This window comes from Falsiroseomonas frigidaquae (genome assembly GCF_012163145.1).
GTDB lineage: Bacteria > Pseudomonadota > Alphaproteobacteria > Acetobacterales > Acetobacteraceae > Falsiroseomonas > Falsiroseomonas frigidaquae.
Genome location: NZ_JAAVTX010000007.1, coordinates 260403 through 285096, shown reverse-complemented (window position 1 = coordinate 285096; position 24694 = coordinate 260403). Strand labels below are relative to the sequence as shown.

The 24694-nt window shown below is 70.5% G+C and carries 22 protein-coding genes; 15 read left to right on the top strand and 7 right to left on the bottom strand.

Going from position 1 to position 24694, the window contains the following annotated elements; all coding sequences use genetic code 11:
• Nucleotides 1-12: 12 nt before the first annotated feature.
• The 3 genes from HB662_RS24000 to HB662_RS23990 form a co-directional block, all read right to left on the bottom strand.
• Nucleotides 13-1032 (bottom strand): ABC transporter substrate-binding protein, encoded by a 1020-nt coding sequence (locus HB662_RS24000; RefSeq protein WP_168053628.1) that lies wholly within the window; start codon nucleotides 1030-1032, stop codon nucleotides 13-15.
• Nucleotides 1033-1162: 130 nt separating this feature from the next.
• A complete protein-coding gene (locus HB662_RS23995) occupies nucleotides 1163-2074 on the bottom strand; it encodes a DMT family transporter (RefSeq protein ID WP_245185860.1) in 912 nt (303 codons plus the stop codon).
• 4 nt (nucleotides 2075-2078) lie between these two features.
• Entirely contained in the window at nucleotides 2079-2270 is a 192-nt protein-coding gene (locus HB662_RS23990; protein WP_168053626.1) for a hypothetical protein, read from the bottom strand.
• Between the two features lie 259 nt (nucleotides 2271-2529).
• Here HB662_RS23990 and HB662_RS23985 point away from each other — a divergent pair, with 259 nt between their 5' ends.
• The 11 genes from HB662_RS23985 (at nucleotide 2530) to HB662_RS23935 (ending at nucleotide 16616) form a co-directional block, all read left to right on the top strand.
• Nucleotides 2530-3756 (top strand): ABC transporter substrate-binding protein, encoded by a 1227-nt coding sequence (locus HB662_RS23985; RefSeq protein ID WP_168053624.1) that lies wholly within the window; start codon nucleotides 2530-2532, stop codon nucleotides 3754-3756.
• A gap of 112 nt (nucleotides 3757-3868) precedes the next feature.
• Nucleotides 3869-4747 (top strand): branched-chain amino acid ABC transporter permease, encoded by an 879-nt coding sequence (locus HB662_RS23980; protein ID WP_168053622.1) that lies wholly within the window; start codon nucleotides 3869-3871, stop codon nucleotides 4745-4747.
• Complete coding sequence (locus HB662_RS23975) at nucleotides 4744-5685, top strand: branched-chain amino acid ABC transporter permease (RefSeq protein ID WP_168053620.1); 942 nt, start codon at nucleotides 4744-4746, stop codon at nucleotides 5683-5685. The genes HB662_RS23980 and HB662_RS23975 overlap by 4 nt, the downstream gene beginning before the upstream one ends.
• Nucleotides 5682-6428 carry an ABC transporter ATP-binding protein gene (locus HB662_RS23970; RefSeq protein ID WP_168053618.1) on the top strand — a complete coding sequence of 249 codons (747 nt, stop codon included), beginning with the start codon at nucleotides 5682-5684 and terminating at the stop codon, nucleotides 6426-6428. The genes HB662_RS23975 and HB662_RS23970 overlap by 4 nt, the downstream gene beginning before the upstream one ends.
• Complete coding sequence (locus HB662_RS23965; RefSeq protein ID WP_168053616.1) at nucleotides 6421-7122, top strand: ABC transporter ATP-binding protein; 702 nt, start codon at nucleotides 6421-6423, stop codon at nucleotides 7120-7122. Before HB662_RS23970 ends, HB662_RS23965 begins: the two co-directional genes overlap by 8 nt.
• Before the next feature lie 16 nt (nucleotides 7123-7138).
• The gene (locus tag HB662_RS23960; RefSeq protein ID WP_168053614.1) at nucleotides 7139-8530 is read left to right on the top strand and encodes an MmgE/PrpD family protein; all 1392 of its coding nucleotides are present in this window, start codon (nucleotides 7139-7141) and stop codon (nucleotides 8528-8530) included.
• The gene (locus HB662_RS23955) at nucleotides 8527-10203 is read left to right on the top strand and encodes a hydantoinase B/oxoprolinase family protein (protein WP_209443458.1); all 1677 of its coding nucleotides are present in this window, start codon (nucleotides 8527-8529) and stop codon (nucleotides 10201-10203) included. Before HB662_RS23960 ends, HB662_RS23955 begins: the two co-directional genes overlap by 4 nt.
• Nucleotides 10200-12278: a hydantoinase/oxoprolinase family protein gene (locus HB662_RS23950; RefSeq protein ID WP_245185859.1), complete on the top strand. Its 2079-nt coding sequence runs from the start codon at nucleotides 10200-10202 to the stop codon at nucleotides 12276-12278. Before HB662_RS23955 ends, HB662_RS23950 begins: the two co-directional genes overlap by 4 nt.
• Nucleotides 12279-12283: 5 nt before the next feature.
• The gene (locus HB662_RS23945; RefSeq protein WP_168053612.1) at nucleotides 12284-12874 is read left to right on the top strand and encodes a cysteine hydrolase; all 591 of its coding nucleotides are present in this window, start codon (nucleotides 12284-12286) and stop codon (nucleotides 12872-12874) included.
• Nucleotides 12871-14259 carry an FAD-dependent oxidoreductase gene (locus HB662_RS23940; RefSeq protein ID WP_168053610.1) on the top strand — a complete coding sequence of 463 codons (1389 nt, stop codon included), beginning with the start codon at nucleotides 12871-12873 and terminating at the stop codon, nucleotides 14257-14259. The genes HB662_RS23945 and HB662_RS23940 overlap by 4 nt, the downstream gene beginning before the upstream one ends.
• A gap of 14 nt (nucleotides 14260-14273) precedes the next feature.
• Nucleotides 14274-16616, top strand: a complete 2343-nt coding sequence (locus HB662_RS23935; protein WP_168053608.1) for a xanthine dehydrogenase family protein molybdopterin-binding subunit — start codon at nucleotides 14274-14276, stop codon at nucleotides 16614-16616.
• A 10-nt stretch (nucleotides 16617-16626) separates the two neighbouring features.
• Here the strand turns inward: HB662_RS23935 and HB662_RS23930 are convergent, their stop codons facing one another.
• Both HB662_RS23930 and HB662_RS23925 read right to left on the bottom strand, forming a co-directional pair.
• Nucleotides 16627-16974, bottom strand: coding sequence for a DUF6220 domain-containing protein (locus tag HB662_RS23930; RefSeq protein WP_168053606.1), 348 nt, complete (start codon nucleotides 16972-16974; stop codon nucleotides 16627-16629).
• Entirely contained in the window at nucleotides 16971-17525 is a 555-nt protein-coding gene (locus HB662_RS23925) for an NAD(P)H-dependent oxidoreductase (RefSeq protein ID WP_168053604.1), read from the bottom strand. Before HB662_RS23925 ends, HB662_RS23930 begins: the two co-directional genes overlap by 4 nt.
• Nucleotides 17526-17610: 85 nt before the next feature.
• Here HB662_RS23925 and HB662_RS23920 point away from each other — a divergent pair, with 85 nt between their 5' ends.
• Nucleotides 17611-18507 carry a LysR family transcriptional regulator gene (locus HB662_RS23920; protein ID WP_168053602.1) on the top strand — a complete coding sequence of 299 codons (897 nt, stop codon included), beginning with the start codon at nucleotides 17611-17613 and terminating at the stop codon, nucleotides 18505-18507.
• A gap of 4 nt (nucleotides 18508-18511) precedes the next feature.
• On the opposite strand, the gene HB662_RS23915 is transcribed toward HB662_RS23920, so the two are convergent.
• Both HB662_RS23915 and HB662_RS23910 read right to left on the bottom strand, forming a co-directional pair.
• Nucleotides 18512-20338: a solute carrier family 23 protein gene (locus HB662_RS23915; RefSeq protein ID WP_168053600.1), complete on the bottom strand. Its 1827-nt coding sequence runs from the start codon at nucleotides 20336-20338 to the stop codon at nucleotides 18512-18514.
• Nucleotides 20339-20400: 62 nt separating this feature from the next.
• Complete coding sequence (locus HB662_RS23910; protein WP_168053598.1) at nucleotides 20401-22005, bottom strand: Na/Pi symporter; 1605 nt, start codon at nucleotides 22003-22005, stop codon at nucleotides 20401-20403.
• A 219-nt stretch (nucleotides 22006-22224) separates the two neighbouring features.
• On the opposite strand from HB662_RS23910, the gene HB662_RS23905 reads away from it, so the two are divergent.
• From HB662_RS23905 to HB662_RS23895, 3 genes are read left to right on the top strand one after another with little or no spacing between them, the layout of a single operon-like run.
• Nucleotides 22225-22629, top strand: a complete 405-nt coding sequence (locus HB662_RS23905; protein ID WP_168053596.1) for an ATP-binding protein — start codon at nucleotides 22225-22227, stop codon at nucleotides 22627-22629.
• Between the two features lie 9 nt (nucleotides 22630-22638).
• Nucleotides 22639-23445 (top strand): CheR family methyltransferase, encoded by an 807-nt coding sequence (locus tag HB662_RS23900; protein ID WP_168053594.1) that lies wholly within the window; start codon nucleotides 22639-22641, stop codon nucleotides 23443-23445.
• The gene (locus HB662_RS23895) at nucleotides 23438-24658 is read left to right on the top strand and encodes a chemotaxis protein CheW (RefSeq protein WP_168053592.1); all 1221 of its coding nucleotides are present in this window, start codon (nucleotides 23438-23440) and stop codon (nucleotides 24656-24658) included. The genes HB662_RS23900 and HB662_RS23895 overlap by 8 nt, the downstream gene beginning before the upstream one ends.
• Nucleotides 24659-24694 lie beyond the last annotated feature (36 nt).

Sequence of the window (24694 nt, the reverse complement as noted above, 5' to 3'; positions counted from 1 at the left end):
AGGCCATCTCGATCAGAACATACGCTCGGACTTCGGCGGCAGGTAGCGGTCCGTGAACATGCTCTCGGCGGTCGGCGGGTTGGCGACGCCCAGCGCCTCCGCATTCACCTGCACCAGCTGCCGGGCGCGTGCCATGTCGAGGTGACCCATGCCGCCAGCGCGGCTGTTCGGCGTGATGATGGACCGGTCGCGCGTCATCGCGAAGCGGCGGGCTTCCAGCGCCTCGTCGAACAGCGCCTCGCGCCGCTTCAGCGCGGCCATGCCGGCGGGCACATCGGCCAGCAGCAGCTTCAGCCCCTCCATCGAGGCCTTGATGAAGCGTGCCGCCACATCGCCGTTCCGCTCCAGCCAGTCGGCACGGACGAAGACGCCGGAGCCGTAGAGGTCCAGGCCGTGCTCGGCATAGGGCCAGGACAGGATGTTGTCCTCCGGGATGCCGAGGCCCACCAGGTTGAAATGCACGGTGAACAGGAAGCCCGTCACCGCATCCACCTGGCCGGTCCGCAGCATGGTATCGCGAAGGTTCGCGGCCATGGAGGTCCAGCGGACGCGAGAGGCATCGATGCCCGCGACCTTCGCGAAGGCGGGGAACAGCAGGCGGGATCCTTCGCCCTCCGGCGCGCCGAGGCTCTTGCCCGCGACGTCCTGCGGCTTCTCAATGCCGCGGCCCTTCATGGTGACGATGGCGGCCGCCGTGCGGTCGAACACCGGGTACAGCATCACCAGGCGGCTGTTCGGGTTCTCCGCGTTGAACTTCACCGCGCCGGAGAAATCCGCGAAGCCGATGTCGTAGGCGCCGGAGCCCACCTTCACCAGTGCATCGCCGGAGCCGAAGCCGCGATCCATGCGCACCGCAAGCTGCGCACGCTCGAACAGGCCGCGATCCTGCGCCAGCGCCCACATGCCGTGGTTGCCCTGCAGCGCCCAGTCGAGGGTGAAGCGCACCGCGCTCTGCGCGCGGGCGGTGCGGATGGCGGGCAGGGCAAGCGCGGCGCCGGTGCCGGCGGCGATCAGGGTGCGACGGTTCAGCATGTGCGGGTCCTCCTCGGTGGCCGCAACATAACCCGGAATTGTAATCTGTCATCGGCAAGAAGGCGCCGGATCGGGCATCCCGGGCGGGGCACTGCCGCCGTGCTGGGCATCTGTCCGCGAATTGGGCAGCTCAGTGGCTCACCCGGCCACGATGGGCGAGGTACAGCGTGGCGCCGACCATGATGATCGTGCCCCAGAGCAGGCTCCAGCCCGGCGCTTCCCCGAAGACCGCCAGGCCGATCATCGCAGCCGCCGGGATCTGCACGTATTCAATCGGCGCCAGCAGCCCCACAGGCGTGCGTCGCGCCGACCAGGAGGCGAGGAAATCCCCGGCGATCGCGCAGGCGGAGCCGGCGATCAGTAGCAACAGCGCCTTCAGGGACGGCGTCTGCCAGACGAAAGCGGAAACCGGCCCCCAGATCAGCACGGAGCATATCGCATACCAGGCGACGACGCGCGCCGGCGGCTCGGTGGAGGACAGGTTCTTCACCGCCACCAGCACGCCAGCGCCGCAGGCGCCGCCCGCCAGCGCGGCCATCAGCCCCAGCGCCGGCGCGTCTGCCAGCCCACCGGCCGGGCCGACGATCACCAGCACGCCGGCAAAGCCCACCGCGGCCGCGATGGCGCGGTCCCAGCCCACCTTCTCCCCCAGCAGCAGGAAGGCCAGCGGCAGCGCCCAGAGCGGCTTGGCGTGCAGGATCGCCACCGCATCTGCCAGCGGCAGCCACAGCAGCGCGAACATGGACAGGATGAAGCTGAGGGAGCCGGTGGCGCAGCGGGCGACATGGGCGCCGGGCCGGCGGGTGGCGAGCGCCGCGCTGCCGAATCGTAGCAACCAGGGCAGCATCACCAGGGTGGTGAAGACGCCGCGGGCGAAGGGGACCAGCGGCACCGGCAGGCCTTCCTGCATCGCGGCACGGAAGCAGGCACTCATCACGGCGAAGATCAGGCAGCAGCCCACCATAAGGCCCATGCCCACCAGAACGCGCCGCCCATCCGGCGAGGCGGGCGGCGCCTGGGAAGGGGGCGCCGCCTCCGGCATGGGGCTACTTGCGCTCCGGCGCCAGCTCCGCCTCGAGCTCCTTGATCCGGGCGAGCAGGGTGGTGCGCAGGGTGGGAGAATTATGCGGCTTGATCCCGGCCAGCGTCTCCTTCAGCTCCGCCAGCAAGCGGCGCTTTTCCTGAGGAGACCGCCGGATCGGGCGGTTGTCGGAGAACTGGCCCTCATGCGAGCGCATCGGCGTGACCTTCCCGGGCTGTTGTTGACGGCCAGGGGTTACGGGCAGGCGCGGCGGGCGTCAACGCGCGCAGAGGCTGCCCATTCATGCATCAGCGTGCCTTGCCGACCGGCAGCTTTCGCCTGCGCGCGCCGCCTGCCGCGCCCCGGCAGCTTGCCCAAAAGGACGTGGCGGCGCAGATATCGGCCCAGCGCGGTTGCGCGCTGCAGGCCAGCGCGGGCGCCGCGCCGCAGGGATCATGAACGGGGAACCGAGAACAATGCCGAACGCATTCCAGCCCTCCCGCCGCGCCGTGCTGCTTGGAGCAGTAGGGGGGGCCGCCGGCACCCTGGCCGCCCCCGGCCTGCTGCGCGCCCAGCCCGCCGCCATCAAGCTCGGCATCCTGCAGCCCGTGACCGGCGCGCTGGCGCAGGATGGCGAATATGGCCGCCTCGGCGCCGAGCTGGCGATCAATGAGATCAACGCGACCGGCGGCATCAAGGCCCTCGGCGGCGCGCAGATCCAGATGGTGTTCGGCGATGCCCGCTCCTCGCCCGAAGGCGGCACGGCGGAAGTGGAGCGCATGCAGGCGGAGGGTGTGGTGGCCGTGGTCGGCGGCTTCGCCAGCCCGATCTGCCTCGCTTCCTCCCAGGCCGCGTCCCGCTACGACCTGCCCTATGTGGCGGATGTCGGCGTCTCGGATGCCATCGTCACGCGCGGGCTGAAGAACACCTTCCGCTTCTCCCCGGGCTTCGGCAGCATCACGGCCGCGGCGCTCGACAACCTGGTGAAGCTGAACGACGCCGCCGGCAAGCCGGCCAAGACCGTGGTCGTGGTGCATGAGGATGGGCTGTTCGGCTCCGGCATGGCCCGCCTGATGGGCGCCGAGCTGCCGAAGCGTGGCTTCGAGGTGCTGGAGACGATCAGCCACCCGACCCCGGCGCGCGACATGTCCAACATCGCGCTGCGCATCCGCGCTCTGAACCCGGACCTGATCATCCCCTCCAGCTACTACGCCGAATTCGTGCTGCTGAGCCGCACGCTGCAGCAGCGCCGCATCCGGCCGAAGGGCATCTACTGCGTGCTGAACGGCGCGGCCTCCAACTACCGCTTCGTGCGGGAATTCCCGGACGCGGCAAACCTGGTGATGGACGTCAACCACTGGGCCGACCCGCGCAAGCCGAAGACGGCGGAGCTGCGCCGGCAGGTGGAGGCGCAGAACCGCTTCTGGCTGTACAATACGCCGATGAACTATTCCGCCGTGATGCTGGTGGCCGATGCGCTGGAACGCGCGGGTGCCGCCGACCGCGCCAAGGTGATCGATGCGATCGCGGCGACGGATGGCAAGTTCGACCGCCACATCATGCCCTATGGCCCGACGCGCTTCGTCAACGGCCAGAACCAGGCGGGGCAGGCGGTGAATACGCAGATCCAGGGCAACGACATCAAGGTGATCTTCCCCGCCGAGTTCGCCGACGCCCAGGCTGTCTTCCCCTGGCCGGCCTGAGGTTTTCCATGACCCTCACACGCCGGGCGTCGGCCCTGCGGCCGCCTTGGCTTCGCCGCACGCGCGGCGGCGGCCATTCGGCCGCTCGGCGCGCCTGAGGTAGAGGCGCCGCATGCGGAATTTTCCACCCGAGATCGTGATGGAGGCCGTGGCCAACGGCCTCCTCACCGGCGCGGTCTATGGCCTGGTCGCGCTGGGGCTGACGCTGGTCTACGGCGTTCTGCACATCATCAACTTCGCGCATGGCGCGCTGCTGACGCTGGCGATGTATGCCGCCTGGGTGGCCTGGGCCGCCTTCGGGCTGGACCCTTACGTCGCGATCCTGCCGCTGGTGCCGATCTTCTTCGCGCTCGGCTATGGCGTGCAGCGCCTGGTGATCGGGCCGGCCAGCCGGGGCGAGGATTCCAACATCCTGCTGGTCACGCTCGGCCTGTCCATCGTGCTGGAGAACGCCATGCTGGCGATCTTCCGGTCCGATACGCTGTCCGTGCAGGTGGACTACGCGATGGAGGTGATCGAGGCGGGACCGATGCTGCTGTCCTTCCCGCGGGTCGTCGGCTTTGGCGTTGCCTTCGTGGTGGCGGCAGTGCTGTTCGTGCTGCTGCGGATGACCGATACCGGGCGGGCGATCCGCGCCGTGGCGAAGGAACGCACCGGCGCGGCGCTGGTCGGCATCGATGTCGGCCATGTCTACGCCGTGACCTTCGGCATCGGCACGGCCTGCCTGGCTGTGGCGGCCTGCCTGCTGCTGCCTTCGTTCTATGTGAACCCGCGGGTCGGTAATGCCTTCGTGCTGGTGGCCTTCACCATCGTCGTGCTCGGCGGCATGGGCAGCGTGCCGGGCGCGCTGCTGGGCGGGCTGGTGATCGGCGTGGTGGAGAGCCTGTCGGGACTCTATCTCGGCGACAGCCTGGGGCAGCTCGGCATCTTCGTCATCTTCATCCTGGTTCTGCTGTTCAAGCCGACCGGCCTGTTCGGGGCGCGCGCATGACGGCGCGGGATGTCTTGCCGATCCTGCTGTTCGGCGCGGTCGCGGCGCTGCTGCCGGTCTTCGTCACGGCGGGCACGCTGCTGAACTTCGCCATCTTCACGCTGATCCTGTGCCTGGCGGCGCAGGGCTGGAACATCCTCGGCGGCTTCGGCGGGCAGTATTCCTTCGGGCATGCGGCGTTCTTCGGCACGGGCGCCTATGCCACCGCAGTGCTGCAGGTGCGCTACGGCGTGAACCCCTATGTCACCTTCCTGGCCGGCATCGCGTTGGCGTCGGTGGTGGGCTGGGTGATCGGCTTCCTGTCCTTCCGCTCCGGCCTGCGCGGCAGCTATTTCGCGCTGGTCACGCTGGCCTTCGCCGAGGTTTTCCGAGTCCTGTCCAATGCCGTGCCCTTCACCGGCGGCGCGGCGGGGCTGCTGATTCCGCTGAACCAGCGGGCGGCGAATTTCCAGTTCGAATCGCGCGGCTGGTTCTACCTGCTGGTGCTGGCGCTGGTCGTCGTGGCGCTGCTGCTGACCCGCGCGCTCGAACGCTCCCGCCTCGGCGCGCAGCTTGTCGCGGTGCGGGAGAATGAGGATGCGGCACGCGCCGTCGGCGTCGATGCGCTCCGGGTGAAGCTCTCCGCCATCACGCTATCCGCTGCCATGACCGGCGCGGCGGGCGGGCTTTATGCGCAGTATTTTCTCTACCTCGACAGCACCATCGCCTATGGCACCTGGATTTCGGTGGAGGCGCTGCTGGCGCCGATCATCGGCGGGGCGGGCACAGTCTTCGGCCCGGTGATCGGCGCCGTCATCCTGCACACGCTTGCGGAGGCGACCCGCATGATGGTCGGCCGCATCCCGGGCATCGACCTGGTGATCTACGGCGTGCTGCTGATCCTGGTGGTGCGCTTCCCGCCGCGCAACCTGCTGCCCTGGCTGCGGGGGCGCCGATGAGCTTCCTGCAGATCCGCAACGTCTCGATGCGCTTCGGCGGGCTGATGGCCGTCTCCGACGCCAGCTTCGACGTCGCCGAGGGCAGCATCACCGGGCTGATCGGACCCAATGGCGCGGGCAAGACCACGCTGTTTGCCATCGTCTCCGGCTTCCAGAAGCCGACCAGCGGCCAGGTGCTGTGGCGCGGTGCGGAGATCACCGCGCGGCCACCGCATGTGCTGGCGGCGGAGGGCCTGTCCCGCACCTTCCAGATCGTGCAGCCCTTCGCCGGGCTGTCTGTGCGGGAGAATATCGCCGTCGGCGCCTTCCTGCGCCACCGCCGTCGCGCCGATGCCATCGCGCTGGCGGAGCAGGTGGCGGAACAGGTCGGCCTGACCGCGGAACTCGACAAGCCTGCCGCCGCGTTGACGGTCTCCGGCCGCAAGCGGGTGGAGCTCGGCAAGGCGCTGGCGACGCAGCCGAAGCTGCTGCTGCTGGATGAGGTCCTGGCCGGGCTGAACCCCAGCGAGGTGCGCGACATCGTACCGGTGGTGCGCGCCATCCGCGATTCCGGCGTGACGGTGCTGATGATCGAGCACGTCATGCAGGCCGTGATGAACCTGTGTGAGTCGGTGCATGTGCTGGCGCAGGGCCGCATCATCGCCAGCGGCACGCCGGCCGAGGTGGTGGCGACGCCTGCGGTGGTGGAGGCCTATCTCGGCCATGGCGCGGCCAGCCGGCTGTCAGGGGGCGCGCATGCTTGAGGTGCGGGACCTGGTCGCGGGCTATGGGCTGACGCGGGTGCTGGAAGGCGTCTCGCTGGACGTCACGGCCGGCGAGATCGTCGCCGTGCTGGGCTCCAACGGCGCCGGCAAGACCACGCTGAACATGGTGCTGTCCGGGCTGGTGAAGCCGCGCAGTGGCGAGGTGCGCTTCGCCGGCGAACGCATCACCGGCCTGTCCCCGGCGCAGGTGATGGCGCGCGGACTGATCCAGGTGCCGGAAGGCCGCAAGATCTTTCCGAACCTGAATGTGCGGGAGAACCTGGAGCTCGGTTCGTACCGCCGCGCCAAGGCGAACCGCGCGAAGAATCTGGAGAAGGTCTTCGCCACTTTCCCGCGCCTGCGCGAACGCGTGGCGCAGGCAGCGGGCACGCTTTCGGGCGGCGAGCAGCAGATGCTGGCGATCGGCCGCGGCATGATGGCGGAACCGAAGCTGCTGATCCTGGACGAGCCTTCGCTCGGCCTGTCGCCGCTGCTGGTGGAGGAGATGTTCACCCTGATCCGCCGGCTGCATGGCGAAGGCCTGGCGATCATGCTGGTGGAGCAGAATGTCGCGCAGTCCCTCGACCTCGCGGACCGCGCCTATGTGCTGGAACACGGCGCCTTCGCGCTGGCCGGACCCGCCGCCGAGGTGCGGGAGAATCCGGAACTGAAGCGCGCCTATCTCGGATTGTAGGGAAGGAAGAAGCACCATGGCCATCGTGACGCAGGGCGTACAACCCGCCTCCGCGCTGCTTGCCGCACCACCCTCATCCTGGCTCGGCGAATGGGCCGCCTTCGCGGCGCGCGCCCGTTTCGTGGATCTGCCGGCAGAGGTGGCGCAGCGCACGCGGCTGGCGCTGCTGGACTGCATCGGCGCAATCGCGGCCGGCGCGCAGGAAGGCGAGGCGCATGCGCTGGCGGCGCGCATGATCTGGCGCGAAGGCGGCGGTGACTCGCCCGTCATTGGCTATGCCGGCGGCGCGCGGCCTGGCACGGCGGCCTTCCTCAACGGCACTTCCGGCACCATGCTGGAGCTGGATGAGGGCAACCAGTATGCGCGCGGCCATCCGGCCATCCATGTGGTGCCCGCGCTGCTGGCGGCGCCGCGCGGCGATGGTGCGGGATTCCTGATGGCGCTGGCGCTGGGCTATGAGTTGGGCGCGCGCGTCGGTATCGCCAGCAAGCTGAATGTCGCGATGCATCCCCATGGTACCTGGGGCACGCTTGGCGCGGCCGTGGCTGTGGCCAAGTTGCATGGCGCCGGCGCGGCGGAATTCCGCGGCGTGATCAACATGGCCTCCTCGCTCGGCCTCGCCACCTCCCGCAACAACATGCTGGAGGGCGGCACCGTGCGGAACACCTATGCCGGCGTGTCCAACATGCTGGGGCTGACGGTGTGGGATCTGGCGCGGGCGGGCTTCGAGGCGGAGCGCGACGGCGTCGCGACCATCTTCGGCCAGGTCTCCGGCAGTGACTTCCGCCCCGATGAGATGGTGGCCGAGCTCGGCACGCGGTGGGAAGTGGCGCGCAACTACTTCAAGCGCCACGCCGCCTGCCGCTACACCCATGGCGCGCTGGACGCGCTGGCGCGCATCACGGCGAGCACCGGCAAGCTCGACCCGGCGCAGGTCAAGTCGATCGCGGTGGAGACCTACGTGTGGGCTGCGCAGCTCGACAGCACCGCGGCGCCGAACATGCTGGCGGCGAAGTTCAGCATTCCCTTCGCGCTGGCCACCTTCATCGTCCACGGCGCCGCCACGGTGCCCGCCTTCCGCGGCCCGGCGCGGGAGAATCCCGAGATCCTGGCGCTGGCATCGCGCGTGACGGTGGATGAGGATGCGGCGATGACGGCGCAGCTTCCGGGCCTGCGCCCGGCGCGCGTCACGCTGGTGATGCAGGACGGCACGCGCCACGTCGCGGAGGTCACGACCAACCGCGGCGACACCGAGGACCCCTTCACGGAGGCCGAGGTGCGCGAGAAATTCCATGAATTGACGGACCCGGTCTATGGCCGGGCGCGTGCCTCGGCGATCGAGGGCGCGGTGATGGGGATGGGGCCGCATACCGAGGCCTCCGCATTGGTGGAACTTTTGAAATCATGAGTCTGGATGCCGTCACTCTGGCCGTGCTGAAGGGCCGGCTGGAACAGATCGCCGATGAGATGGACGCGACGCTGTACCGCAGCGCCTTCAACCCGATCATCGCGGAGGCGCGCGACGCCTGCCACGGGCTGTACCAGGCGGAGAGCGGTGCCACGCTGGTGCAGGGCACCAAGGGCCTGCCGATCTTCGTCGGCGCCATGTCCTTCGCCGTGCAGGCCGTGATCAAGCGGGTGCAGGCGGGCGCCGGGCTGGAGCCGGGCGACACCTTCATCTTCAACGATCCCTATGAGGGCGGCACCCACCTGAACGATTTCCGGCTGGTGCGGCCGGTGTTCCGTTCGGGAAAGCTGTTCTGCTGGCTGGCGAGCGTCGGCCATTGGCTCGACATCGGCGGCAATGTGCCGGGCAACTACAATCCGCGCGCGACGGAAAGCCACCAGGAAGGCGTGCGCTTCCCGCCCGTGAAGCTGTTCCGCGCCGGGGTGATCCAGCAGGACATCCTGGACATCCTGGCCGCCAATTCGCGCGTGCCGCAATCCAACTGGGGCGACCTCAACGGCCAGCTGAATGCGCTGGACCTCGGTGAGCGGCGGCTGCTGGAATTGCTGGACGATACCGGCGATGCCGTGGTGGAAGCCGCCTTCACCGCGCTCGCCGATCGCGCCGCCGCGCTGATGCAGGCAGAGGTCGAGGCGCTGCCGGATGGCCACTACGCCTTCGAGGATTACCTCGACAATGACGGCGTGGTGGATGAGCGGCTGACCATCGCGCTGGACATGACGGTGCAGGGCGGGCGGATGACGCTCGATTTCTCGCGCAGTTCGGCGGCGTGCCTCGGGCCGATCAACATCAGCTACGCCACCAGCGTCGCCGCCTGCTATGTCGCGCTGAAGCACGCCTTCCCGGATGTGCCGGCGAATGCGGGCGTGCTGCGGCCGATCGACTTCGTCATCCCGGATACGTCGATGCTCGGCGTCGGCCCGCCGCGGCCGGTGGCCGGCTATACCGAAACCATCCTGCGGCTGATCGGCGTGATCTTCGGCGCGCTGGGCAAGGCCGTGCCGGAACGCGCCACGGCGGCGCCCTTCGGCACCATCAATGCGCTGTCGCTGTCCGGCCAGAAGCAGGACGGCACGCGATGGGTCATGTTCTCCTTCTTCGGCGGCGGGCTCGGCGGCAATCCGGAATCGGATGGGCTGCACCACGCCAACAACCCGATCTCCACCGCGACGATTCCGCCGGCGGAGATCATGGAAGCCGCCTATCCGGTGATGTTCACGCAATGGGCGTTGCGGCCGGATAGCGGCGGTGTCGGCCTTCATCGTGGCGGCGTCGGCGCGGTGTATGAGATCGAGGCGCTGTCGCCCGGTACCACCGAAGTGGCGCTGCTGGGCGAGCGTGGCCGCTACGCGCCCTTCGGTGTCTCGGGTGGCGGGCAGGGGGCGCTCAACCGCTTCGCCTGGCAGGACGGGCAGGGCTGGCAGACGCCGCCCATGGCCAGCAAGATCGTCGGCGTGAAGCTGCAGAAGGGCCAGCGGCTGCGGCTGGAAAGCCCGGGCGGCGGCGGCTGGGGTGATGCGAAGCAGCGGCCGAGGGAGGCCGTGGCGCGCGACCTGCGGCTCGGCTTCGTGACGGCGGATGTGGCGAAGCGCGAATACGGATACGAGGCATGAGCGGCGATTCCATGGTTGGGTCGGGGGTTGGCCCGGTGGTCGGAGTAGATGTCGGCGGCACCTTCACCGATCTGTTCCTGTTCGATCCTGCGCTCGGCACCTTCCGTGTCGCCAAGGTGCCGTCGAACCGTGGTGATGAGGCGGTGGGCTTCATGGCCGGCCTGCGAAAGCTCGGCGGCCCGGCGGGGTTCGAGGCGATCGTGCACGGCACGACGGTCGGCACCAATGCGCTGCTGGAACGCAAGGGCTGCAAGCTCGGCATCATCACCACCGCCGGGTTCCGGGACGTGCTGGAGATGCGCCGCCGCGACCGCCGCCACACCTGGGGGCTGTGGGGCGAATTCCAGCCGGTGACGGAACGCGACATGCGGGTGGAGGTGGCGGAGCGCGTGCTGGCGGATGGCACCATCCACACCCAGGTCCACGCGGCGGAGGTGCAGAAGGCGGCGCGGGAATTGCTGGCACGCGGTGCGGAAGCCTGCGCCATCGTCTTCATCAATTCCTACGCCAACCCACGCAATGAACGGGCCGCGGCCATGGCGGTGCGGGCGATGTGGCCGAACCCGCATGTCTCGGTTTCGTCCGAGATCCTGCCGGAGATCCGGGAGTTCGAGCGCGCCTCCACCACCGCGCTGAATGCCTATCTGCAGCCGGTCGTCGCCAGCTATCTCGGCAAGCTGGAACGCGCGCTGGGCGAGGATGGCTTCAGCGGCCGCTTCCACATCGTGCAGTCGAATGGCGGCATCATGTCCACCGCAACGGCGCGCGGCGTGCCGGTGCGCACCGCGCTGTCCGGCCCCGCTGCCGGCGTGATCGCGGCGGCGGCGATCGCCAAGGCGGCGGGGTTCGAGAACGCCATCACCTGCGACCTCGGTGGTACCAGCTTCGACGTCTCGCTGGTCAGTCGCGGGCGGATGGAGCTGGCGGCTCAGGCGACCATCGATTTCGGCCTGGTGATCCGCAGCCCGATGATCGAGATCACCACCATCGGCGCCGGCGGTGGCTCCATCGCGCATGTCGATCGTGGCGGGCTGCTGCAGGTGGGGCCGGAATCCGCCGGCAGCCGCCCGGGGCCGGTCTGCTACGGCCAGGGCAATACGCGACCGACCCTGACGGATGCGAATGTCGTGCTTGGCCGCATCAATGCCGACAAGCCGATCGGCGGCGCGCTGGCGCGGCTGGATGTGGAGGGGGCGAAGGCCGCCATCGCGGAGCATGTGGGCGGGCCGCTCGGCCTCGATCCCATGCAGGCGGCGGAGGCCATCGTGCGCGTCGCCAATGCGAAAATGGCCGGCGCCATCCGGCTCGTCTCCATCGAGCGTGGGCATGACCCGCAGAAGTTCGTGGCGCTGCCCTTCGGTGGCGGCGGTGCGCTGCATGTCGGCGCGCTGATCAAGGAAGTCGGCCTGCAGGCCGCGCTGGTGCCGCGCTTCCCGGGCGTGACCTCGGCGATTGGCTGCGTCATCGCCGATGTGCGGCACGACCAGGTGCGCACGCTGAACCTGAATCTCAATGGCATCGATGCCTTCGCGCTCGACAAGCGGATGGTGGAGGAGGCCACTGCCGCCCGCGCCGTGGTGGATGGCGCCGGCCTTCCCGTGACGCGCACGGAAATCCGCTTCGAGCTGGACATGCACTATGCCGGCCAGACCCACACGGTGGGCGTGCCGGTGCCGGTGCATGTGATCGACGGCACGACGGGGGTGTCCGAGGCCATCATCCGCACCGCCTTCGAAGCCGCCTACCAGACCGCCTTCAGCCGGCTGCTGCCGGGACTGCCGATCCGCATCGTCTCGCTGCGCACGGCGGCCATCGGCGTGCGCCCCGATTTCGACCTGAAGGCGCTGGCGCCGCCCAAGGACGCCACGGTGGAAGGTGCGGCGCGTGGCGTGCGCCAGGTGTGGTTCGACGGCGCCTGGCACGCGGCGAACGTCTGGTCTCGGCTGGACCTGCCAGAGGGTGCGCGGGTGCATGGCCCGGCCATCCTGGAACAGCCGGATGCGACGGTGGTGGTGGACCCGGATCTGGTCGCCCGCGTCGATGGCTACGGCAATCTGATCATCGAGCGGGAGTGACGCGAATGCTGGCCGATACCGCGCTGCTGCTGTGCGACCTGCAGAATGATTTCATCCATCCCGACGGCGCCTATGGCCGGGCCGGGCAGGGGGCGGCGGAGATCGCCGCCATCCCGGCGCGGCTGAAGCCGCTGGCGGACAGGCTGCGGGAGAAGGGCGGCTGGATCGCGTCCACCCACTTCACCCTGTTCACCGGCAAGCAGGGAGAACCCTTCATCGACCCGCATCTGCGCCACCTGCGGCCCTTCCTGAAGAAGGGCGATTTCGTGCAGGGAAGCTGGGGCCATGCGGTGGTGGATGAGCTCGCGCCGTCCGATCTGCCGGTGGAGAAGGTGGGCTACGATGCCTTCTACCAGACACGCCTGGAATGGCTGCTCCGTAAGGCCGGCGTGAAGAAACTGCTGGTGGCCGGCATCGTCACCAATGGTGGCGTGTCCTCCACCGTGCGCGGCGCGCATGTGCGGGAATTCGACGTGACGGTGCTGGAGGATGCCTGCGCCGCCTTCTCCCGCGATGTGCATGAGACGGCGATCGCGGCGCTGCGCCCGGTGGCGAAGATCAGCACCGTCGCGGCCGAACTGGCGAAGCTGCAATGAGCATCAGCCGCGAGCAGGACCCGGTCTTCGACGCGGAGGTTCCTGTCGCCATCATCGGCGCCGGCGCCGCCGGCCTGGTCGCGGCACTCGCCTGCCGCGGCTCAGGGGTGGAGCCGCTGGTGCTGGAGCGGGATGCGGTGCCGCGCGGCAGCACATCCCTCTCCGCCGGGCTGATCCCGGCCGCCGGCACGCGGTTCCAGCGCGCCCATGGCATCACCGATGATGCCGAAACCTTTGCCGCCGATATCCAGCGCAAGGCGCATGGCGATGCCGAGCCGGGCACGGTCGCCACGGTCGCGCGGGAAGCGGCGCCGACGCTGGAATGGCTGGCGGAAGCGCATGGCCTCGATTTCAGCGTGGTGCATGATTTCGACTATCCCGGCCACAGCCACCGCCGCATGCACGGCCTGCCGAGCCGCAGCGGCGCGGAGCTGGTGGACAGGCTGCGCGCGGCAGCGGAAGCCGCCGAGGTGCCGCTGCTGACCGAAGCCCGCGTCACCACCCTGGTGCTGGACCAGCATGGCGCGATCCGCGGCCTGGTGGCGCAACGGCCGGATGGCACGCGGGAACGCATCGGTGCCAAGGCCATCGTGCTCGCCTGCTGCGGCTATGCCGGCAACAAGTCGCTGGTCGCGCGCTACATCCCGGACCTGGCAGAGGCCGTCTATTTCGGCCATCCGGGCAATGAGGGCGAGGCGCTCGCCTGGGGCGAGGCGCTGGGCGCCGAGCTGCGCGACATGACCGGCCACCAGGGCCACGGCTCCGTCGCGCATCCGCAAGGCATTCTGGTCTCCTGGGCCGTCATCATGGAGGGCGGCTTCCAGGTAAACGCCGCAGGCGCGCGCTTCTGGAACGAATCCAGCGGCTATTCCGAGGCCGGCCGCGCCGTGATGAGCCAGCCCGGCCACATCGCCTGGGACATCTTCGACAGTCGCATCGCGGCCGTCACGCGGCAGTTCGAGGATTTCCGGCAGGCGGAGGCGCAGGGCGCGGTGCTGGTCGCGGACAGCATCGCAGAGCTGGCGCGCCTCACGAAGCTGCCGCTGGAGTCCGAGATGGCAACCGTCGCCGCGCTGAAGCAGGCCGGCGCCACCGACGGCTTTGGTCGCACTTGGGCCGGTGTCGCGCAGCTCGCGCCGCCCTATTGCGCCGTGCGCGTCACCGGCGCGCTGTTCCACAGCCAGGGCGGCATGGTGGTGGATGACCGCGCACGGGTGCGCCTTGCGGCTGGCGGGATCGTGCCGAATCTCTTCGCGGCGGGCGGTGCGGCCTGTGGCGTATCCGGGCCGGACGCTTCGGGCTACCTTTCGGGAAATGGGCTGCTCAGCGCAGTGACCCTCGGCCGTATCGCCGGGGAACAGGCTGCGAGGCTGGGCCACGAATAAGGGTGGGACAGAGAATGGACGCGAACGCGACGCAGACGGCTGAGGATCAGTTCGGCATCGGCCAGCCGGTGCGGCGGAAGGAGGATGTGCGCCTGCTGACCGGCGGCGGCACCTATACCGACGACATCAACCTGCCCGGCCAGGCGCATCTCGCCATCCTGCGCTCGCCCCACGCCCATGCGCGTATCTTGTCCCTCGACACCAGCGCGGCGAAGGCCGCACCCGGCGTACTGCTGGTGCTGACCGGGCATGATGCGGCGGCCGATGGAATCGGCCTGTTCCCGGTGATGGTGGAAGTGCCGCCGATGGACGGCACGCAGCCCCTCTACGCCCCGCCGCGCAGCATCCTGCAGACCGAGGCCGTGCGCTTCGTCGGCGACCCCGTCGTCGCCATCGTGGCCGAAACCCGCGCCCAGGCGATGGATGCGGCGGAACTGGTCGAGATCGACTACGAGATGCTGCCCTCCGTCACCGACACGGCCCGCGCGCTGGACCCCGACGCGCCGGTGATCTGGCCGGAGCGTGGCAGCAACCTGTGTGTCACCTGGTCGAACGGCCGCAAGGCGGAGACGGATGCGGCCTTCGCCAAGGCGCACAGGATCGCCAAGGTCGAGCTGGTGCAGAACCGCCTGGTCGGCAACCCGATGGAACCCCGCGTCGCCGTGGGTGCCTTCGACATGGCGCGGGACCGCTACGAACTGCACAGCCCGAGCCAGGGCGTGATGAAGGTGCGGGAGTCGCTGGCGAAGTTCATCTTCAAGATCCCGATGGAGAAGCTGCGCGTCGTCTCCCGCGATGTCGGCGGCGGCTTCGGCCTGCGCGGCAAGAATTTTCCGGAATCTGCCATGGTGCTCTGGGCGGCGAAGAAGCTCGGCCGGCCGGTGAAGTGGCGCGCGGATCGCACCGAAACCTTCCTGTCCGACCCGCATGGCCGCGACCATGTGACGAAGGCGGAGATGGCCTTCGACGCGAATGGCAAGGCGCTCGGCATGCGGACCAACACCATGGCCGCGATGGGTGCCTATCTCTTCGATTTCGGCCCGCGCATCCCGACCGTCGCCGGCGCGCGCATCGCCGGCACGGTCTATGACCTGCAGGCGGTGAACCTGCAGGTGCAATGCGTCTTCACCAACACCCATTCCACGGACGCGTATCGTGGCGCCGGGCGGCCCGAGATCGCCTATACGGTGGAACGCCTGCTGGATGTCGGCGCGAACATGTTCGGGCTGGAGAAGGACGAGATCCGCCGCCGCAACTACATCCGCCCGGACCAGATGCCCTACGTCAACTGCGTGGGCAACGAGCTGGACAGCGGCGATTTCGCCGGCACGCAGCAGATGGCGCTGGACCTCGCGGACTGGACCGGCTTCGCGGCGCGTCGCGCGGAATCCGAGGCCAAGGGGAAGAAGCGCGGCCGCGGCATCGGCTATTTCATCGAGGCCTCGGGCGGCCAGCCGCAGGAATGGGCGCGGCTGAACATGGGCGCCGATGGCAAGGCTCGACTGCATGTCGGCACCTTCAGCCACGGCCAGGGGCATGAGACGGCCTTCGCCCAGATCGTGCATGCCCGCCTTGGCATCCCCTTCGGCGATATCGAACTGGTGCAGGGCGACACCGATGAGGTGGAGCAGGGTTTCGGGACTGGCGGATCGCGCTCCTCCCAGATGGGCGGCGTCGCGACGTCGCGCGCCTCGGAAGCCGTGCTGGCCAAGGCGAAGCGCATCGCCGCGCATCTGCTGGAAGCCGGTGTGGCCGATGTGGAGTTCCACGCCGGCCGCTTCGCCGTGGCGGGCACCGACCTCGCCGTGACCTGGAAACAGGTCGCCGCCGCCGCGCAGGACCCGACGAAACTGCCGGAGGGCGAGGAGCCGGGGCTGGATGAGCGCGTGCTCTACAAGCGCAGCACCGAATGCAACTTCCCCAATGGCTGCCATGTGGCGGAGGTCGAGATCGATCCGGAAACCGGCGTGCTGACGGTGGACCGCTACGCCGCGGTGGATGACGTGGGCAATGTCATCAACCCGATGCTGGTGCACGGCCAGTCGCATGGCGGCATCGCCCAGGGGCTCGGCCAGGCAGTGCTGGAACACGCGCTGTACGACAATGAATCCGGCCAGTTCCTGACCGCCACCTTCCAGGACTATGCGATGCCACGCGCGCAGGATTTGCCGGACCTCGCCATCGGCTTCAACATCGTCCCGACGCCGATCAACGAACTGGGCGTGAAGGGCGCGGGGGAGGGCGGCGCCTGCGGTGCGCCGCCGGCCATCGTCTCCGCGGCCTGCGATGCGCTCGGTCTCGATCACATCGACATGCCGCTGACGCCGGAACGCGTCTGGCGCGCGCTGGGGCGCTGAGGCCCGGCGGTCAGGCGCTGCTTGTGGCCTTCATCGCCACCATCAGCGCCGCCACCAGCAGCAGCCCGGCATTGAACGGGTGCAGGGCCATCAGCGTGGCGGCGCCAAGATCCTGCCCCAGCACGATCCAGGCGATCTGAAGCCCGTAGAGCAGCGCCAGCAGCAGGGCCCAGCGGCGCAGCGGCCGGGCCAGGAACAGCAGCAGGATCGGCAGCAGCAGCGCGCCACCCAGGGCCTTGTGCGCGGACCAGCCGGTGCCGCCGGGGAACAGCGCCAGCCCGGCGAGCAGGAACTGCGCCAGGATCAGCACCGGCAGGGCCAGGGCCGCCATCCGGACCGGCAGCGAGACGCGCGTCACAGCGCCAATTCCGGCACCGCGCCGGCAAAGGCCCGCAGCCGCGCGGCGTAGGCGGTGCCGGCAGCATCCAGCCCCGCCGAATCCAGGCGGTTGGCGCGATAGACCACGAAGGGCGCCGACCAGGCCATGCCGCAGCGATGCGCGGTGGTGCGCAGCGGCGCCAGCATGTCCTCCATCGGGAACAGGTTGGCACCATCGGGCGCATAGGCGTCCCGGGCATTGCCGGCGGTGACGGCGACCAGCAGCGGCACGCCGTCCAGCGCCCGCCCTTCCTCGGGGTGGATGTAGAACATGCGGGTCAGCACGGCATCCATCCACGCCTTCATCGGCGCCGGCGTGGCGTACCAATGCAGCGGGAATTGCAGCACCAACCGGCCCGCGCCGCGCAGCAGCGCCACCTCCGCCGCCGCATCCACCACGCCGGCCGGATGGCGCGCCTGCATGTCGATCACCTCGACCTCCGGCAGCGCCCGGGCCGCGGCGGCGAGGGCGGCATTGGCGCGGGACCGGGCGGGATCCGGGTGGAACATCAGGATCAGGGTTCTCGTCATCACTTGCCTCCTTCGGCTGCGGCGAAGGTGGCGAAGGGCGCGAAATCCTTCCAATCGATAACCGATATACCGCATTATCCGGCGCATGAATTTACGCGCTATCGATCTCAATCTTCTGGTCGTGCTGGATGCCCTGCTGGAGGAGGCGCATGTCTCCCGCGCCGCCAGCCGGCTTGGCCTGTCGCAGCCCGCGGCCTCGGCGGCGCTCGACCGCTGCCGGCACCTTTTCGGTGACCGGCTGCTGGAACGCGGCCAGGCCGGCATGCGGCCCACCGCGAAGGCGGAGGCGCTGCGCCCCCGCCTGAAGGACCTGCTGGCGGAGGTCGAGGGCCTGCTGGACCCGCCCGCGCCGGAACTCGCCACGCTGCGCCAGGCGGTGCGGCTGGTGCTGGCGGATCATCCCGCCAGCATCCTGCTGCCAGCCCTCCTCAAGGCCCTGGCCGCCTCGGCGCCCGGCCTCGATCTGGTGATCATGCCCTGGCGTGGCGCGGCGGAGGCGGTGGAGGCGCTGGGCCGCGGCGCGGCGGACCTCGCCTGTTCCGTCCTACCCGCGCTCGGCGCCGATTTCCGGCGCAGCCTGCTGTTGGAGGAAAGCTACCGCGTGCTGATGCGCCGGGATCATCCGGCGGCCGCTTCCTTCGGGCTGGAGCCATGGCTCGCGCATCCGCATGTGCTCGTCTCCGGCCAGGGCGCGACGCGCGGCGCGCTGGATGAGGCGCTGGCGAAACTCGGCCGCGCCAGGCGGGTGGGCTTGGTGGTGCCGAGCTTCCTGCTGGTGCCGCCACTGGTGGCGGCCTCCGACCTGATCGCCCTGCTGCCAAGCCGCACCCTGCCGGAGGACCCGGAGGGGCGCTTCCTGCATTTCGCCCCGCCCATCCCGGTGCCCGGCTTCCCGCTACACCTCGCCTGGCATGCGCGACGGGACCGGGATCTGGCGGTGCGCCATGTGGCGGCACTGGTGCAGGCGGTGCTGGCGCCCTGAGCCTTCAATCCGCGAAGGCCAGCCGCAGCTCCTCGCCGCCATCGGGTCGCTGCCGCTGGTCCACCCGGTCCGCGTTGCGGGTGGCGAGCCACAGAGCAAATGCCTCCTGCGCCACGGCGGGGCCTTCCAGATCCGTGGCGGAGGGGCGTGGCGAGGGACGCGGCAGCTGCGCGCCGTCCCAGGCGGCGATGATCTGCACCTGGTCCGTCGCATAGGTCGCCTGCACGCGAATCTCGGCCACGCCACGGCTCGCCAGCAGTTCCTCCAGCTCCAGCAGCGCATGGCCCACATGGCTCATCGTCTCCCGCCGCGCGCCCCAGCCGCCGCCCAATGCCTCCACCTCATCCAGCAGCGCCTGGTTCATCCCGGCGCCGGGGCGGATGGTGAAATCCGTGCGCTGCGCCACCAGCGGCGCGGTCAGCAGGTTCAGCAGGATGGCAACCAGCGCGCCGGCGGTGACGGGCGCCTGCAGCATCGGCGGCAGAAATTCCTCGAAGACCGGCACGCGCAGCAGCGTGCCGATGCCAATGGCGATGCCGAGCCCCACGGTGAAGGTGCGGCGCGTGTCCAGCATGCGCTGGCCCATCAGCTGGCAGCCGGTCGCGATCATGAAGCAGCACACATACAGCAGCATGGCCGCTTCCACCGGGTCTGGCAGCGCCAGCAGCAGCGCCAGCAGCTTCGGGCAGCAGGCCAGCGCCAGCAGGCCGACGGAGCCCCAGATGGCGACGCGTCGCGCCAGCACACGGGTCGCGATGGAAAGCCCGACGCAGGCCGAGGAACTGCCGGGCGGCATGCCACCCAGCGCCGCCGTGGTCGCGAAGGCAATGCTGTGCGCCAGCAGCCCGCGGCGGATCGGCGGCGTATCCGGCCGCCGCCAGCCGCCATCGGCGGCGCGCTGGAAGGCCACCAGATCGCCGGCCCATGATGCGAAGCAGGCCAGCAGCGCGACGATGAAGGGCGGCAGCATCGCCAGATCGAAGCCGCCCAGCGCCGGCAGCATCGGACGCGGCAGCGCGAACCACGGCGCGGCGCGCAGCATTGCGCCGTCGCTCACACCAATGCCATGCGCCAGCGCCACCAGCGTGCCGCAACCGGCGCCGACCAGCACCGCGAAGCGCGAGAGCTTTCCGCCGCGCAATGCCACCCCCATCATCACCGCCAGCGTCACCAGCGCCAGCGCCGCATGCGCCGTCGTCGGGCCGGTGGCGGCCAGGGCGCGCGGCAGCAGGCTCACGCCGATCAGCAGGATGACAACGCCCGCCACCTCGGTCGGCACCACCTTCTGCAATCGCCGCAGCGTGCCGGCCAGCAGTACGCCGATCAGGCCCGTGACCAGCGCCGCCGCGGACACCGCCGCCAGCCCCACCCCGGGCGTCGCCGCCAGGTAGACCGCGACGAAGATCGGGGTCGGGATCGCCGCGATCGGGTAGCCGGACCCGATCGGCCCGCGTGGCAGCGCCTGCAGCAGACCGGCCAGCGCGATGGCCACGACGGACAGGCTGACGAAGTTCAGGATGTCCAGCGGCAGCAGCCCGAAATGCGCGCCGACCAGCCCGGGCAGGATCAGGTAGATCGACTGGATGCCGATCTGCTGTGCGGCCAGCCCCAGGGTCTGCGCCGCGCCGGGCCGGTCCTCCACCCCATGCTCGATCTGGGGCGGACGGCTGGTCGGGCGGTCGGCGCGCGGCGCGAACAGGCGGTGCAGCGGGCTGGCAAGGGAACCGGAATGAGGGCGAATGCGGGAACTTCCTTGGTGCCAATGGCCTTGCGCCACATGCCGGCAGATGATGCGGAAGGCGCGCGGGATGGATGACGACCGCGCCACCATTCTGCATGTTTCTGTAAATGCCTCCTTTCCAGGCGGCAACCGATGGCGTCCGGCCGGTATCCTCAGCCGGCGCGGGCCGGCTCCGGCCGCAGCAGCAGCGCCTGCCGGCGAACCAGCCAGACCGCCCTTTCGAATTGCGCGGTGGCGGCGAACAGCAGGGTGCGTGCGGCCATCGGCAGTTCCGGCTCCTCCCGCGCCAGGCGGCGGCGCAGGCCGTTCATCATGTCGCTGCGGTCGTCGCTCAGTTGGCGCAGCATCTCGGCATCCTCCGCGTCGCCAGCGGCGGTCAGCCCGGCCAGTTCGCCAAGCAGCAGGTGCAGCGCCTCGGCCAGCGTCTGGAGGGAAGGTCGCAGCGCCGGGCCGGCGGCGATGCAGGCTTCGACATTCGCGGCGAAATCGGCCAGCGTCTCGCGCAATGCCGCGAGGCCGGCATTGGCCGCCTCCAGCGTCACCGCGCGTTCCAGATGCGCGCGTCCGCCGCCGCGGGTCAGCACCTCGCCCAGGAAATGCGCGATCGCCTGTTCCAGCGCGGCGCTCGCCTCCAATAGCCCGGCGCGCTGCGCGGGCGCTTCCTCCGGTTCCGCCCGCAAGGCATCGACCAGCGTGGGCAGGCGGGCGGCCAGGCGCTGCTGCTCCAGCGCCACCAGGTCCAGCGCGGTCGGCGGGTGCTCCAGCGCCTGGTCGTGCAGGTAGCGCGGCCGCCCGGCCGTCTCCGTCGCGCTGTCCGGGGCTAGCCGGGCGAGCAGCGCCTCGATCGGCGCGGCGGGCGCCAGGCCGGGCAGGGCGGCGGCCAGTTGCAGCAGCAGGAACAGCAGGCCGATGCGGTGCTGCGCGTCTTCCGCCAGGTGCCCGGTGGCCGCCAGCACCAGCGGCACACCCGCCAGGTGCTCCGGCAGGAACAGCAGCAGGAACAGCGCCGCGCTGGCGGCCTTCAGCAGCGCCTGGAACACCGCCAGCCGCCGCGCCGAGCCCCGCAGGCTGGCCGCCACCAGCAGCACCGCCCCGCCGGAGCCGAGGCAGGCGCCGTAGACCGCGAGCGCCGTCTGCTCCAGCGTCATCAACCCGGCGCCATGCAGCGTCAGCGCCAGGATGGTGACGGTGGAGGAGGATTGGGTCAGCAGGGTGACCAGCGCGCCGGCCAGGAAGGCCAGCGCCAGCCCCGTGGCGCCGGTGAGCCGGAAATTCGCCGCCAGTTCCTGCAGCGGGCCGCTATCGGTGCGCATCAGGTCGAGGCCGAGGAACATCAGCGCCAGCCCCAGCAGCGCGCCCAGCGCAGGCTTCAACCCGCCGATGCGGTCCAGGTCGAAGGCGCTGGTCAGGCCGACCAGCCCGACCAGCCACAGCACCGCCAGCCGGATGTCCACCGTGGTCAGCAGCACCAGCCCGGCGGTGCCCGGATTGGCGAAGGCCGTGATCGCCAGGGCGCGCCGCAGCGGCAGCACGCCCGCCTGGACCATCGCGGTGACGATGAAGGTCACGGCGTTGCTGCTCTGGGTCAGGCCACCCAGCATCAGTCCGGTGGCGGCGCTTGCCGGGCGGCTGCGCGTGGCGCGTGCCACGACGGATCGCATCCGTGGGCCGGTCAGGGCGCGCAGGTTGGTGGCGAGGCCCTTGATTCCCACCAGGAACAGGCCGAGCCCTCCTAGCAGCGTCGCGATCAGATCCATGCCATGGCCGGAAAATCTGTCATACGTTCTTCATAACCTATTGAACAGAAATGATTTTCCAGTTTGACGGAAGATGCGGTTACGGTCCAGGGCCGCGGCCCAGAGTAGGGCGAGCCGGCTTTCGCCGCGTGTTGCCCCAGGGGGCGCGACATTCGCCGCGCCCGGCGCTAATCTTCCGCATCCCATCCAGAAAGCAGGGACGTGCCGCCAGCGCTTGCCATGACCATTCCGCCCGCGACGGATGAGGTGACGCGCCTGCTGGACGCGCTGGAGGCGTTCGCCGAGGAAGCCTCGCTGCCGCCCAAGGCAGCGCACCGGCTTTCCGTGGTGATCGAGGAACTCGCCGCCAACGTGGTCATGCATGGCAGCAGCGGGCCGGGTGCGGCGACCTTCGTGGCCGTGACGGTGCGCCAGGACGGCAATGCCCTGGTCGCCACCATCGAGGATGACGGCCGCGCCTTCGACCCGCTGGTGCAGGCGGCGCCTGACACCGATGCGGCGCTGGAGGATCGGGACATCGGCGGGCTAGGCGTGCACTTCGTGCAGCAGATGACCCGCACGCTGGACTACAGCCGGGAGGATGGCCGCAACCGGCTGGTCGCCGTGCTGGACCTGGCCGGCTGACCCGAATCGATGGCTGAGGCGCTGGCCTCTCCGGCCTTGGGCCCCGCCTTGGGTGCCATTCAGGAAAGGCTGGCCGGGCTTGCCGGGTTCTCCGAATCCGACGTGCTGCGGAACCGCCTGCTGCGTGCCGGCCCCATCCTGTCGCGCCTGCCGCTGGACCGCGCCAGCCTGGACCGCGCCAGCATCGACCACCCCGATTGGGCGGCGCTGCTGGATGCGGTGACGGTGCAGGAAACCCGGATGTTCCGCGCCGCCGCGCAGATCGCGGCCTTCCGGGCGGAGGTGCTGCCGGCACTCGCACCGGGCGGCACGCTGTCCCTGGTCTCGGCCGGCTGCGCGACGGGGGAGGAAGCCTGGACCCTGGCGATCCTTGCCACGGGCCTCGGCCGGCCCTGGCAGGTGGAGGGGCTGGATCTGTGCCGCCCGGCTCTGGAAGCCGCCGTCGCGGCGCGCTACCGCCTCGGCCCGCCCGATGCGCTGCGGGAGGTGCCGGAGGCCGACCGCGCCATGCTCGACATCGCCGATGGCTGGTTCGAGCCGGTGGCCGCGCTGCGCCCACAGGTGCGGTTCCGCCGCGCCAACCTGCTGGATGCCTGCCTGCCGGATGCGGCGGCGGATGCCATCCTGTGCCGCAACGTGCTGATCTACATGACGGAGGAAGGGCGCCTGGCCGTGCTGAAGCGGCTGGTGGCGGCGCTGCGCCCGGGTGCCGCATTGCTGCTCGGCCCGACCGACCGGCCGCCGCGCGGCATCGGCCTGCAGCCATGGTCGCGCGACCTGATCGGCATCTGGCGGCGGGAGGGTGCCGATGCCTGAGGCCCTGCTCGCGGGCGGCCAGATCTTCGCCCTGCCGGAGGATGCCCGGGTGGTGGAGGCCGCGGCGCTGCGCCCGGCACCGCTGGCCGCCGCCGGCATGCTCGGCGTCGCCGTGGTGGGCGGGCAGGTGGTGCCGGTGATGGCGGCCATGCCCGGCTTCCCGGGCGGCTCCGCCTGGGTGCTGCTGGACGGGCCGGGCGGCCGGGTGGTGGTCGCCGGGCAGGGCTTCGTGCCTCTGCCACCGCATGGCGCACCGCTGCTGGTGCCGCCGCGCCTGGCCGCGCGCCGCGTGCCGCCGCCGCTGCCGGTGGCCGCCGATGGGACGCAGGGCTGGACGGTGCCGATGCGCGGCGCGCCGAACCGCCAGATGGCGCTGGCGGCGGAATACGGCGCGCTGCGCCTGGTACTGCCCTTTGCCGCCCTGGAACGGGTGGTGCCGATGCCCGTGCTGCGCCCCGCACCGGCCGCCGGCGCCGCCGCGCTGGGCTATGCGGTGGCCGCCGGCGCGCCGGTGCTGGTGCTGGACGCCGCCTGGCTGATGCAGGCGGAGGCGCAGACCCCGCAGCAGGCCGGGTTGCTGGTGCTGTTCCGCCATGGCGGCCGCCGCCTCGGCCTGCCCTGCAGCCGGATCGGCCCCGCCCGCCCGGGGGAGGCGACGCTGTCGCACCGGCTGGACCAGGTGGCGGAAGCGCTGGCCGCCGCCCCGCTGGCCGAGGCGGCCGCCCCGCCCGCCCCGGCGCCGACCCGCGCGCTGCTGCTGTGCAGTGCCGGCGGCCAGGCCTTTGCCCTGCCGGTGGAGGAGGTGGTGGCGGTGGTTCCGCCCACCGCGCCCACCCCGGCGCCGGACCATGAGGAGGAATCGCTGCCCGGTTTTCGCGGCGCCGCGGCGCATCTGGGCTTTGGCGCCGCCGCCGCGTATCGCGGCTTTCGCGGCGTCGCGGCGCATCGGGGCGATGTGCTGCCGGTGCTGGATGCCGGGCTGCGCCTCGGCGCCATGCCGGTACTGGGCTGGCCGGGGGCGGAGGCACCGATGCTGCGGCTGGTGGGCACGCCCGCCGTCGCGCTCGCCGTCAGCCACGTCACCGGCCTGCGCCGCATTCCCGAACACGACATCGCCGCGGTGGCCGGGGAGGGTCTGGTCTCGGCCGTGGTGACGATGGGCGACCAACCGCTTCCGGTCTGCCGTGCCGCCGTGCTGGGTGCGTTCCGATGATGCGCCCGCTGGAGGCGGGACGATCGGTACGCCCGC

Excerpts from the sequence above, each read along its gene's own strand:
- HB662_RS23905 (WP_168053596.1), top strand. The coding sequence starts at position 22,225 with ATGACCATTCCGCCCGCGACGGATGAGGTGACGCGCCTGCTGGACGCG.
- HB662_RS23990 (WP_168053626.1), bottom strand. The coding sequence starts at position 2,270 with ATGCGCTCGCATGAGGGCCAGTTCTCCGACAACCGCCCGATCCGGCGG.
- HB662_RS23945 (WP_168053612.1), top strand. The coding sequence starts at position 12,284 with ATGCTGGCCGATACCGCGCTGCTGCTGTGCGACCTGCAGAATGATTTC.
- HB662_RS24000 (WP_168053628.1), bottom strand. The coding sequence starts at position 1,032 with ATGCTGAACCGTCGCACCCTGATCGCCGCCGGCACCGGCGCCGCGCTT.
- HB662_RS23955 (WP_209443458.1), top strand. The coding sequence starts at position 8,527 with ATGAGTCTGGATGCCGTCACTCTGGCCGTGCTGAAGGGCCGGCTGGAA.
- HB662_RS23925 (WP_168053604.1), bottom strand. The coding sequence starts at position 17,525 with ATGACGAGAACCCTGATCCTGATGTTCCACCCGGATCCCGCCCGGTCC.
- HB662_RS23995 (WP_245185860.1), bottom strand. The coding sequence starts at position 2,074 with ATGCCGGAGGCGGCGCCCCCTTCCCAGGCGCCGCCCGCCTCGCCGGAT.
- HB662_RS23910 (WP_168053598.1), bottom strand. The coding sequence starts at position 22,005 with ATGGATCTGATCGCGACGCTGCTAGGAGGGCTCGGCCTGTTCCTGGTG.
- HB662_RS23915 (WP_168053600.1), bottom strand. The coding sequence starts at position 20,338 with ATGGTGGCGCGGTCGTCATCCATCCCGCGCGCCTTCCGCATCATCTGC.
- HB662_RS23940 (WP_168053610.1), top strand. The coding sequence starts at position 12,871 with ATGAGCATCAGCCGCGAGCAGGACCCGGTCTTCGACGCGGAGGTTCCT.
- HB662_RS23895 (WP_168053592.1), top strand. The coding sequence starts at position 23,438 with ATGCCTGAGGCCCTGCTCGCGGGCGGCCAGATCTTCGCCCTGCCGGAG.
- HB662_RS23965 (WP_168053616.1), top strand. The coding sequence starts at position 6,421 with ATGCTTGAGGTGCGGGACCTGGTCGCGGGCTATGGGCTGACGCGGGTG.
- HB662_RS23985 (WP_168053624.1), top strand. The coding sequence starts at position 2,530 with ATGCCGAACGCATTCCAGCCCTCCCGCCGCGCCGTGCTGCTTGGAGCA.
- HB662_RS23960 (WP_168053614.1), top strand. The coding sequence starts at position 7,139 with ATGGCCATCGTGACGCAGGGCGTACAACCCGCCTCCGCGCTGCTTGCC.
- HB662_RS23975 (WP_168053620.1), top strand. The coding sequence starts at position 4,744 with ATGACGGCGCGGGATGTCTTGCCGATCCTGCTGTTCGGCGCGGTCGCG.
- HB662_RS23920 (WP_168053602.1), top strand. The coding sequence starts at position 17,611 with ATGAATTTACGCGCTATCGATCTCAATCTTCTGGTCGTGCTGGATGCC.
- HB662_RS23980 (WP_168053622.1), top strand. The coding sequence starts at position 3,869 with ATGCGGAATTTTCCACCCGAGATCGTGATGGAGGCCGTGGCCAACGGC.
- HB662_RS23970 (WP_168053618.1), top strand. The coding sequence starts at position 5,682 with ATGAGCTTCCTGCAGATCCGCAACGTCTCGATGCGCTTCGGCGGGCTG.
- HB662_RS23900 (WP_168053594.1), top strand. The coding sequence starts at position 22,639 with ATGGCTGAGGCGCTGGCCTCTCCGGCCTTGGGCCCCGCCTTGGGTGCC.
- HB662_RS23935 (WP_168053608.1), top strand. The coding sequence starts at position 14,274 with ATGGACGCGAACGCGACGCAGACGGCTGAGGATCAGTTCGGCATCGGC.
- HB662_RS23950 (WP_245185859.1), top strand. The coding sequence starts at position 10,200 with ATGAGCGGCGATTCCATGGTTGGGTCGGGGGTTGGCCCGGTGGTCGGA.